8 protein-coding genes are annotated in these 11,250 nt (G+C 53.6%); 3 read left to right on the top strand and 5 right to left on the bottom strand.

Features of this window, described 5'->3' with window-relative positions:
- The first annotated feature begins 158 nt into the window (after positions 1–158).
- The 3 genes from lon (at position 159) to hslU (ending at position 5,366) form a co-directional block, all read left to right on the top strand.
- Complete coding sequence (gene lon / locus GKZ67_RS00540) at positions 159–2,654, top strand: endopeptidase La (RefSeq protein WP_173240686.1); 2,496 nt, start codon at positions 159–161, stop codon at positions 2,652–2,654.
- Positions 2,655–2,759: 105 nt separating this feature from the next.
- On the top strand, positions 2,760–3,788 hold the full coding sequence (porQ, locus tag GKZ67_RS00535; protein ID WP_173240685.1) for a type IX secretion system protein PorQ: 1,029 nt from the start codon (positions 2,760–2,762) through the stop codon (positions 3,786–3,788).
- Between the two features lie 159 nt (positions 3,789–3,947).
- Positions 3,948–5,366, top strand: coding sequence for an ATP-dependent protease ATPase subunit HslU (gene hslU, locus GKZ67_RS00530; protein WP_173240684.1), 1,419 nt, complete (start codon positions 3,948–3,950; stop codon positions 5,364–5,366).
- Positions 5,367–5,581: 215 nt separating this feature from the next.
- On the opposite strand, the gene GKZ67_RS00525 is transcribed toward hslU, so the two are convergent.
- The 5 genes from GKZ67_RS00525 to GKZ67_RS00505 all read right to left on the bottom strand — a co-directional run bounded on the left by GKZ67_RS00525 (position 5,582) and on the right by GKZ67_RS00505 (position 11,147).
- The gene (locus GKZ67_RS00525; RefSeq protein WP_173240683.1) at positions 5,582–6,940 is read right to left on the bottom strand and encodes a RagB/SusD family nutrient uptake outer membrane protein; all 1,359 of its coding nucleotides are present in this window, start codon (positions 6,938–6,940) and stop codon (positions 5,582–5,584) included.
- A gap of 27 nt (positions 6,941–6,967) precedes the next feature.
- Positions 6,968–7,657: a hypothetical protein gene (locus GKZ67_RS00520; protein ID WP_173240682.1), complete on the bottom strand. Its 690-nt coding sequence runs from the start codon at positions 7,655–7,657 to the stop codon at positions 6,968–6,970.
- Between the two features lie 250 nt (positions 7,658–7,907).
- Positions 7,908–9,098: a TonB-dependent receptor domain-containing protein gene (locus GKZ67_RS00515; RefSeq protein WP_173240681.1), complete on the bottom strand. Its 1,191-nt coding sequence runs from the start codon at positions 9,096–9,098 to the stop codon at positions 7,908–7,910.
- 95 nt (positions 9,099–9,193) lie between these two features.
- Positions 9,194–10,072, bottom strand: a complete 879-nt coding sequence (locus GKZ67_RS00510) for a TonB-dependent receptor plug domain-containing protein (protein WP_173240680.1) — start codon at positions 10,070–10,072, stop codon at positions 9,194–9,196.
- 535 nt (positions 10,073–10,607) lie between these two features.
- On the bottom strand, positions 10,608–11,147 hold the full coding sequence (locus GKZ67_RS00505; RefSeq protein ID WP_173240679.1) for a hypothetical protein: 540 nt from the start codon (positions 11,145–11,147) through the stop codon (positions 10,608–10,610).
- Positions 11,148–11,250 lie beyond the last annotated feature (103 nt).

The raw sequence follows: 11,250 nt of genomic DNA, 5'->3' as shown, positions 1-11,250 counted from the left end.
CCGCAGGGCTGGCACGGCCCTTGCCCCAGTGCCAGCCCTGCCGGGGCTTACCTTAGCTGATTGGGAGCTGGCTGCCACCGTGGCAGCCGCCCAATTGCTTGCTAGCCGGCCATTTGCTTCAGCTAGTATCTGATAGCTATTCGCTAACAGCCTTTTCTATGTCGTTTGATTTGACTCACCCCGGCCGCCTGGCCGCCGGCGGTACCGATTCACCTTCCGAAGCCATTGCCATTATGGCCGCCGACCCCGACCACCTGATGCCGGGCGCGGACGCGCCCGGCGTGCTGGCTATTCTGCCGGTGCGCAACACAGTGCTCTTTCCCGGCGTGGTGCTGCCCGTAACCGTCACGCGTAAGAAAAGCATCCGGCTGGTGCGCAAGCTGGCGGCCAAAAATGATAAGCTGGTGGGCGTAGTGGCCCAGCGCCAGCCCGATGCCGACGAGCCTACTACCGACGACCTGTTTCCGATAGGTACGCTGGCTCGCATTCTAAAAATTATTGACCAGCCCGACGATACGGTTACCATCATTATCCAGGGGCAGGTACGGTTTCAGGTGGGCGAGCAGCTCACCTTTACGCCCCAGCTCACGGCGCGGGTCACTTATTTCACCGAGCGGGCCCTCGATGCCGAGGTCGACAGCGAGCTGGTGCTGCTGCAAAGCCTGCGCGAGGCGGCCAGCAAGGTCCTGGAGCTCACGCCCGAGATTCCGATGGAGGCCCGCACCATGCTCGAAGGTATTCAGTCGCCGGCTTTTCTGATTCACTTTCTATCATCGAACGTGCAGCTGGAGCTGCCGGCCAAGCAGCTGCTGCTGGAGCTGGCCGACCCTGAAGCCCAGGGCCGCCAGCTGCTCGAAGCGCTGCTGCGCCAGGTAGAGCTGCTCGAAATCAAGAATGATATCCGCACCAAGGTGCACACCGGCATCGACGCTGAGCAGCGCGAGTATTTTCTGCGCAAACAGCTCAAAACCCTGCAAGATGAGCTGGGCCAGGGCGAAGGCAGTGCCGAAGGCGACGTGGCCGCCATGCGCGCCCGCGCCATGGATAAAAAATGGCCCGAAACCGTGGCCAAGCACTTCGATAAAGAGCTGGGCAAATTGAGTCGCCTCAACCAGATGTCGCCCGACTACCCGGTCACGCTCAACTACGTGGAGTTTTTGCTGGATTTGCCCTGGGGCGAAACTACCAAGGATAAGTTTAACCTCAAGAGCACCCGCAAAATCCTCGATGCCGACCATTTCGGCCTCGAAAAGGTAAAGGAGCGCATTATCGAGTACCTGGCCGTGCTCAAGCTGAAGCAAGATTTAAAAGCGCCTATATTGTGTTTATACGGTCCTCCCGGCGTGGGGAAAACTTCACTGGGCCGCAGCATTGCGCAGGCGCTGGGCCGCAAGTACGTGCGCCTGAGCCTGGGCGGCGTGCGCGACGAAGCCGAGATTCGCGGGCACCGCAAAACCTACGTGGGGGCCATGCCGGGCCGCATCATCTCGCAGATTAAGAAGGCCGGTGTGAGCAACCCGGTTATTATTCTGGACGAGATTGACAAGGTAAGCAGCGACTTCCGCGGCGACCCCAGCTCCGCCCTGCTCGAAGTGCTTGACCCAGAGCAAAACTCCACCTTTACCGATAATTACCTGGAGGTAGAGTACGACCTGAGCAAGGTGCTCTTTATCGCTACTGCCAACTCGCTCGATACTATTCAGCCAGCTCTGCGCGACCGGATGGAGATAATCGACCTGACCGGCTATACCCAGGAAGAGAAGGTCCAGATTGCCAAAAAACACCTCTGGCCCAAGCAGCTGCGCGAGCACGGCCTGGGCGAAACCGAGGTTAAAATCAGCGACCCGGCCCTGCACCGCGTGGCCGACGACTACACCCGCGAAAGCGGCGTGCGCAGCCTCGAGCGCCAGCTGGCAGCCCTTACCCGCAACCTGGCCCGCCGCAAGGCCGGCAAAGAGCCCCTGCCCGCTCAGCTCGAACCCGGCGATGTGCTCAAAATACTGGGCTCGCCCCGCTTCGACCGCGACAAGGAGCAGGACCACGACACGGCTGGTGTGGTAACGGGCCTGGCCTGGACCAGTGTGGGCGGCGATATTCTGTTTGTGGAAAGCCTGCTGAGCCGGGGCCGGGGCAAGCTGACGCTCTCGGGCCAGCTGGGCGACGTGATGAAGGAATCGGCCATTACGGCCCTCTCCTACCTGCGCTCGCGGGCCGATGAGCTGGGTATCGACTACCGCCTGTTTGAGCAGTACGACCTCCATATTCACTTCCCGGAAGGCGGTATTCCGAAAGACGGCCCCAGCGCGGGCATTGCCATCTTTACCAGTATCGCCTCAGCCTACACCCAGCGCAAAGTGCGCCCCAAAATGGCCATGACCGGCGAAATCACGTTGCGGGGGCGGGTACTGCCGGTAGGGGGCATTAAGGAAAAGCTGCTGGCCGCGCGACGAGCAGGCATCGACCTGATTATTCTCTCGCCCAAAAACCGCAAGGATGTGGAGGAAATTACGGCCGACTACCTCAAGGGGGTGCACATTCACTACGCCGAGCGCGTCGACGACGTGCTGGCCGTGGCGCTGCTGCCCGAGCTGGTGGCCCGCCCCAAAAACTGCCCGTGCGCGACGAGCCCCCGGCTCCTGCCGGCCCCAGCGTAGAGGTACAATAGCGTACGAGGTAAACTTTCGCCTGCCCGAAATGAGAAAACCATTTTTCAGCTTCCGGCAGGCGAAAGCTTACGCCGTGCTCGTTACTTTAGAACGATGAAGCATCTCTCCGCCTTTTTGCTGCTCCTGCCTTTCGCCGCCCAGGCCCAACTGGGTGGCCGCGCGGCCTTTCCATTTCTGGAGCTGCCACCCTCGGCGCAGGTAGCGGCCCTGGGTGGCATGACTGCCTCTACCCGCAGCAGCGACCCCACGCAGTTTTTTGCCAACCCGGCGCTGCTCAATGCCGATATGGACCACGCGGCCGCCGTCAGCTACGTGAGCTACGTAACGGACATTAAGCAGAGCACCGCGGCTTATGCCTTTAATACCCAGAAGAGCGGCCGCTTTGGCCTGGGCCTGACGTATCTCAACTACGGCAGCTTTGATAGCTACGATGCGGCCGGCAATGTGCTGAGCACGTTTTCGGTGAATGAGTATGCCCTGGCTGCCGCCGATTCTTATACCAAGGGCAAATTCACCTTCGGCCTCACCGGCAAGCTGGTCGTGTCGGGCATTGCCGGCAACCGCGCCGTCGGCTTCGCCGGCGATGCGGGCGTGCTCTATAAGCCTAATGAGCAGGACTTTACGGTGGGCCTGGTGATGAAGAACGCGGGATATATGCTGAAGCCCTATACTGCAGCCGCCCGCGAGCCGCTGCCGCTCGATGTGCAGCTCGGCACCACTATCAAGCCCGAGCACATGCCGCTGCGCTTCACGTTTACGGCCCACCACTTGCAGCAGTGGGATATCCAGTACCTCGACCCCAACAGCAGCACGACCAATGCCAACGGCGATACCGTCCGGGCCAAGAAAAATTTTGGCGACAACCTGGCCCGGCACCTCACCGTGGGGGCCGAGCTGCTGCTGGGCAAGGGCCTGAGCCTGCGCATGGGCTACAACCACCTGCAAGCCCGTGAGCTGCGCCTCGATAATGTGGGCGGCGGGGCCGGCTTCAGCTTCGGAGCTATGGTAAAGATTTCGCAGTTTCAGCTCGACTATACGTATGCTACCCTACAGGCAGCCGGCAGCAGCAATTACTTTACCCTGAGCCGACGCTTCGACAGCTTTAGCAAGAAGAAAGAGTAACTATTTTACCTACTGACTACGTTTTTCCTGCTTATAAGCACGTCATGCTGAGCTTGCCGAAGCATCTCTCGCTCGCATCATTCAACGATTCGCGCAGGATGCTTCGGCAAGCTCAGCATGACGTGCTTTTTTGACGCTACCATTCTCCCTTTTACCCGAATGCTAGATACCACCTTTCTTACGCCGGCCCAGATTGTAGCCGAGCTCGATAAGTACATCATTGGCCAGCACGAGGCTAAGCGCCACGTAGCCATTGCGCTTCGCAACCGCTGGCGCCGCCTGCACGCCCCAGCCGAGATGCAGAAGGAGATTGTCCCCAACAACATTCTGATGATTGGGGCTACCGGCGTGGGCAAAACCGAGATTGCCCGCCGGCTGGCGTTCCTGGCCGACGCGCCCTTCGTGAAAGTCGAGGCCAGCAAGTTTACGGAGGTCGGCTACGTTGGTCGCGACGTGGAAAGCATGGTGCGCGACCTGGCCGAGCAGGCAGTAAGCCGCCTTCGCCAGCGCCGCCAGGAAGAAGTGAAAGCCCAGGCTGCCCAGGCAGTCGAAGACCTTATTCTGGATGCGCTTATTCCGCCCATTAAAGGCTACCCGAAAGATGCCGCTGGTCGCACTGGACTGGGCTTCAGCAGCGAAAGCAGTGCCACGAGCGCTCTGCCCGACTCGGACCAGGAACTGAACGAGCGTACCCGCGAGCGCTTCCGCCAGAAAATCCGGAATGGGGAGCTGGAAGACCGCCGCATCGAGATTAGCGTGGCGCAAAGTGGCCCCAACGTAGGCATTATGGGGGCACCAGGCATGATGGACGAGGCTACGATGTCGGGCTTGCAGGACATGCTGGGCAATATGCTGCCCAAAAAATCGCGTAAGCGCAAGGTATCCGTGGCCGAAGCCCGCAAAATTCTGCTCGAAGAAGAAGCTGCCAAGCTCGTCGATATGGACGAAATAAAGGAAGAAGCTATCCGGCAGGCCGAAAACTCGGGCATCATCTTCATTGATGAGATTGATAAGGTAGCTACCAGCGGCAGCGGTAAAAGCGGTGGCCCCGACGTGAGCCGCCAGGGCGTGCAGCGCGACCTGCTGCCCATCGTCGAAGGCTCGGCCGTGAACACCAAGTACGGCATCGTAAATACCGACCATATCCTGTTTATCGCGGCCGGGGCCTTCCACGTTTCCAAGCCCAGCGACCTTATCCCCGAGCTGCAGGGCCGCTTTCCCATCCGCGTCGAGCTTCAAAGCCTGACCAGGGACGACTTCTACCGCATTCTCAAAGACCCTAAGAATGCCCTTACCAAGCAATACCAGGCCCTGCTGGCCGCCGAAGACGTGCAGCTCAACTTTGAGGATGAGGCATTACTCAAGCTGGCTGAAATTGCCTTCGAAGTCAACAGCGAAGTAGAGAATATCGGTGCCCGCCGGCTACACACTGTTATGAGCCGCTTGCTCAACAAGTTGCTCTTCGACGTGCCCGACAAGCTCCCCGCTGGTACGGAGCTCACCATCACGCCGCAGCTCGTGGAAGAGCGCCTGCGCGACATGGTAAAAAATAGAGATATAAATCAGTATATTTTGTAGACGCTAGTCTAAAAATAGTTTAAATATTGAATAATTATTATTTTTTTATTTTTTAAATAGTAAAATAATAATTATTCAATATTTATAAATTTTATACCATTAGTTTTGGCGTCAGTTCCCTACCCGTAACCCTTCACTTACTTAAGCATGGGCTAGCAAATAAAAAGGATTCGGCATATGCCGAATCCTTTTTATTTGCTAGCCCATGCTATTCCTTAATAGCCAGGATTTTGCTTGATATTAGGATTATTCTGAGTCTCGCGCTGTGGAACTGGAAACAGTAAACGGTTGGGGTCGGTAATGCCTAAAACTTGCTGCGCTTTACCTGTCCGAACAAGGTCAAACCAACGATGTCCTTCTAATGCTAATTCCACCCTGCGCTCTTGGGCAATCGCATCTAGCAGCGCGGTACCGGTAGCCACTGACGGCGCAAGCCCGGCGCGAGTCCGTACCTGGTTTAACAGAGTCAAGGCCCCAGTTGTATTAGCGAGTTGAGCTTTAGCCTCAGCGCCGGTTAGTAGTACCTCCGCATAACGAATATACCGGAAGTTGTCCTCTCCGCTGGGCTGGTAGTATTTAATTTGCACGCCGGCTGGCGCCGGTGCCCCGCCAATAAGGAAAGTCCCATCGGATATAGTGGCCGCCTTGCGCGTGTCGCCTGGCTCATAGGCAGCAGGAAGCGTGGATCCAGAACCAGTGGGCGAAGCCTCGTTGCGGCCACCATTGCTACCAGGAACCATATAAAAAGCTTCATAGCTCTTGTTTCCGGTAGCCTCAAATTGTACTTCCCAGATTGATTCAACAGAATTCTCGGTAGTAAAAACAGAGCGGTAGCTTGGCATAAGCTGAAACTTACCGCTTGCAATAATCTGGTCGGCCAAGTCAGAAGCCTCCTGCCACTGGCCGCGATATAAAGCTAGGCGAGCCTTGAGAGCTTTAGCAGCCCATTTGGTGCCGCGCCCAACGTTTACATCCGGCAGAGCAGTTTCAGCTGCTGTCAGGTCAAGCTTTATCTGGTCGTACACCTGCGCCTTAGGCACGGTAGATACATTAAGCGCGGCACCGGGGCCGGTGGTTGGCGTCAGCACCAAAGGAACATCTCCCCAGAACCGGGTTAAGTCAAAATAAGCTATCGCTCTCAGAAACTGTGCTTCGGCAACTAATTGAGCTTTATGGCTATCTGGAATACTGGCGATACCCGGCGTTAACGCGATAACGTTGTTAGCACTGTTAATCACTGCATAGATGGCTGCCCAGGTATTCGTGATATCAACGTTGTCTGCTAGGATTGCATGGTTCTTAACCTGCGACCAAGTAGGATACGTGCCCGTCCAAGATAGATTGTCGGCTGCCAAATCAGCAAATGCAGGATACGTAACACCTAGGTAACTAGTACTGGTTAGAGCGCCGTATGTGCCGATAAGAGCTGCTGTTGCGCCGGCTTCGTCCGCGAAGACCTGAGAGGGACTCAGCGAGTTTTGTGGTAAGGGCTCTAGAAACTTAGAGCAGCTACCAGCACCCAAACTTAATACTCCAAACAACACAAGAGTTGTTGTTTTAAAAGAGATATTCATATATAAGCTAAATTGAAATGTTGTTAATTAGAGACTGAGGTTAACGCCAACCTGATAAGTCCGCGCTTGCGGGAAGGTGAGGAAGTCGGTACCTAACGAAGTATTCGTACCGCTGAAAGTACTTACTTCCGGGTCCAGACCTGAGTACTTAGTAAAGGTCAACAGGTTCTGGCCAGAGAGATAAACCCGAATATTCTGAAAGTGAATGGCCTCAGACCACGGCTTTGGCAGATTGTAGCCCAGCGTGGCTGTCTTCAAACGCAGGTATGAACCATCTTCAACGAAGCGGGTCGAGTTACGCGTATTTCCGTTAGGATCGCCAGCAGCCGCACGCGGCATATCAGTATTAGTATTATTAGGAGTCCAGCGATTGAGAGTAGTGGCCAACTGCCCAAACTGGCTGTTCATCCCTTCCGCATACTCACGGGTCACGTTGAGTATTTGATTACCATACGTGTATTGAAAGAAGAAGCCTAGGTCAATGCCTTTGTAGCTAAACTGGTTGTTGAAGCCACCAAAGAACTTCGGTTGAGCAGAACCAATTACTTGCTGGTCAGCCGAGTTGATAACGCCATCACCATTCAAATCCTTGAAACGGATATCGCCAGCGCTGGTACCCTGCGCTTGATAAAATGTATTGCTCTTACCACTAGCGGTGCGAGCAGCTGCATTATCAACATTAACTTCATCGGCACTCTTGTAAATCCTGTCTACCACGTAGCCATAGAACGCACCAAGCGGCTGCCCAACTTCAACGCGACTAGCAAAGCCAGTAATATAGGGGCGCCACTAGGATACTGGGCGCTAGGGTTAGCAAGTTGGGTAACCTGATTGCGAATAAAGGAGATGTTGAAGTTTGACGTCCAGGTAAAGACATTACTCTTCACATTTTGGGTCGTTAAATCCAGTTCCAAGCCCTTGTTCTCGAGCGCACCAACGTTCGCTACCAAGCTAAAAAAGCCAGACGTCAGTGGCAAGGGAGATTCTGAAGCAATGCACTGGTTTTGCTCTTGAAAACGTTTGCAGAGAGCAGCACCCGGTTGTTCAATACCCCAAAGTCAACACCTATGTTAACCTGCGCCGACTTTTCCCAAGTTAGGTCCGGGTTGCCCAGTTGCTGGATGCCTAGACCAGCCACATTGTTGTAGTTAGCCAAGTAGGTGCTGCCTACACCGTAGAGCGTGTAAGAAGAGAAATTACCAATGTTAAAGTTACCAGTCTGGCCGTAGCCACCACGAAGCTTTAACTCACTAACAATTGGATTGTCAACCAAGAAGGCTTCCTGACCGATACGCCAGCCAAGTGAGACAGAGGGGAAGTAACCATATTTATTATTGGCACCGAAGCGGGATGAGCCGTCGCCGCGTATACCAGCCGTTACCAAGTACTTACCCTTATAGTCGTAGTTCAGACGACTAAAATACGAAAGTAGTGTCCACTGTGTGGCATCAGATGAAGCGGTCTGCTTTACGGCACCGGCAGCCAACTGCGTGATTAGGTTGGTTGCAAAGGTGGTAGCGGTAGCCTGAATACCTTGCTGGGCCGACTTTTGAGCGCTTTGACCTAACAGTAATGATACATGGTGGTCACCGAATGCTTTGTTGTAGGTAGCTGTGTTCTCGTTCAACCAAGCAATGTCATACCGGCTATTGGCGTTAGCTAGTCCACTGGTTGCGCGGCCAGCGTTCAGCGTGCTAGGGATAAAGCGGTTTTCCTGAAGGTTCAGATAGTCACCGCCTACACTACTACGTAGCACCAAGCCCTGAATGGGCTCTACCTGAAGGTAGACGTTGCCAATGGCACGGGTATTTACCGACGTGAACGTGGGTACTAGCGCCGCGGCTACCGGGTTCTCAATTGAAGCATTAAGGGGGTCGTGAGCGTACGTACCATCCGCATTATAGACCGGGGTCTGAGAGCCTGTCAAAATAGCAGCGCTTAATACACCGTAAATATTGTTGTCGTTGTTAATGCGATTGCTCGTCGAACGGCTTACCGTAAGGTTAGTACCGAATTTGACCTTATCGGATATCTTGTGCTCCAGATTGAGACGACCGCTGCCCCGCTTGTAACCAGAGCCAAGAATAATACCATCCTGATTGAAGTAAGTACCTGATACCAAGAATGTGGTTTTAGCATCACCGCCTGAAGCAGTCAAGGTGTAATTGGAGATGCCTGCGTTACGGAATATCTGGTCCTGCCAATTAGTGTTGGCATTCGAAAACAGAAGCTGCGAAGCGGTAGGGTTGGCCGTTACGTAGCGGGGGCAGCACCAACGTTTGTACGCGACTCGTTAATGAGGTCCTGAGCTTGCTGGCCATTGAGGACAGCTAATTCTTTACGAACCTGCTGCACACCACCATACACGTCTAATGAAATTCGGGTCTTTCCCTGCTGGCCATGCTTGGTTGTGATGAGTACGACACCATTGGCAGCCCGTGAGCCGTAGATAGCAGAAGCGGAAGCATCTTTTAGGATTTCCATAGATGCGATATCATTGGGGTTGATATCTGCCAGCGCATTCGTCTGCTGATTGCCTACGCCAATATCAGAGTAGCTACCAGTATTAATCGGCACGCCATCAATTACGTACAGGGGCTCACTACTAGCCGTGATAGAATTAGCGCCGCGAATACGAACAGATACCCCACCACCCGGCGTGCCTGAACTAGACGTAACCTGAACGCCAGAGGCCCGACCTTGCAGAGCTTGGTCAAGGCCAGTTACCGGCTGGTCCTGAAACTGCTTGGCATCTACGGTCGCTACTGCTCCAGTGACAAGAGCCTTGCTTTGAGTACCATAACCTACTACCACAATTTCGTTAAGTTGCTTGCTGTCAGCACCCAAGGCAATATTTACTACTGATGCACTGCCAATAGCTTGCTCCTGAGTAGTAAATCCAACGGAACTAACAACCAAAACACCACCCGTATTTGGTACATTAAGCGTGAATTGGCCATCGGCATTAGAAGAAATACCGGTTGTTGTTCCCTTAAGTAATATGGTTGCACCCGGTAATCCTTCACCGGTTTTTCTATCTGTTACTCGTCCCGATACTGTCCGCGTTTGGGCCAGTACTGCTTGAAACAGAGTAACTATGAGCAATAAGCTCAGTAGTAGACCTTTTTTCATGTAGCGAATGGTAATAAAAAAGTGACTAAAAGGGAATGATGATGTGAGGTCACGAAAGTAGTGAGTAGCAAGTAATAAAGCTCCAGCTTATTTGCAATTTTTAGATTTTTTTATGAAAAATCTTCTAAAAAACTGACCTTGTTCTTGACGCTATTCGAAAATCATCTGGTATGCCATGCTTCTGCAGTCAGAGGTGTATAGTACCAGAGTATGATGCATTTTTCGGGTTGGGATTTTGTAGTCTATGGGACTATACAGCTACAAGCCTTTTTACTGCCTATAATCAGGTCAAATAACTCAAGACCATACGTGGCTTGACATCACACGACTTTGCCTGTGTTCAGTGGCAAAAGGCCCCTGCTAGCGTTACCCGTGACCCGACCCAATTCATGATGGGACCATGCAGTTAATTCAATAGAAAATATATTATATTAGAATTTAACGCATTTATACCAATATAAAAGGCCCTCACCTGCAAGCAGGTGGGGCCTTTTATATTTTTAGCAGCTAGCTGCTAAGGGAAAGCTGCTATCGACTAGGGCTGCACGCGTACCCGCGCCGGCTGCGGAATGATAGTCGTACCGTCCGACAAAGTCATCAGAAAGTAGAACTGAATCTCCGTTGGCGTTTGCGAAGCGGTGGTAGTAGGCGCAGGCAGGCTAACCGGAGTAGTGGTAGTGGTAGCCGGACCAGCGGAAGCCCCATTGGCCTGCCGGAAGGCCAGATACTGTGCCAGAGTAGAGCTGAATGTAATCGTATTGGTATTATTACCAGCAATGGGAGTCACAACACGATTAGCACCAGTACCCGTAGCGTTATAAGCGAACGCGGCACCCGCTCCCGACATGGTAATGTTATTTAGCTGGGTCAGCGAGCTGCCGGCCGCAACGGCAGTGGTCGTCACCTTCGTGATTTCCTTGATGGTAGGCCCACCGGCCGGAATCTGGAAATCGAAGTGGAAGGCCCCCCCATTACTAATGGAGGCATTCACGATAGGAAAGCGCTCGAAGTAATCGTAGTTGGTTACCGTTACCGGAATGGTCGCCACCAGGTCGCCCAGGGGGTTGATATTCATGCTGTCGTACTTCTTTTTGCAAGAAAATGAGCTTGCAGCCAGAAGTAACAACGTGACTACTTTAATTAAATTATTCTTCATATCAAGAGCTGAGAAAGAAGGA

Source organism: Hymenobacter sp. BRD67 (assembly GCF_013256425.1).
In the GTDB taxonomy this organism is placed as follows: Bacteria; Bacteroidota; Bacteroidia; order Cytophagales; family Hymenobacteraceae; genus Hymenobacter.
The sequence above is the reverse complement of the archived record's forward strand: the minus strand, read 5'-3'. Positions and strand labels throughout refer to the sequence as shown.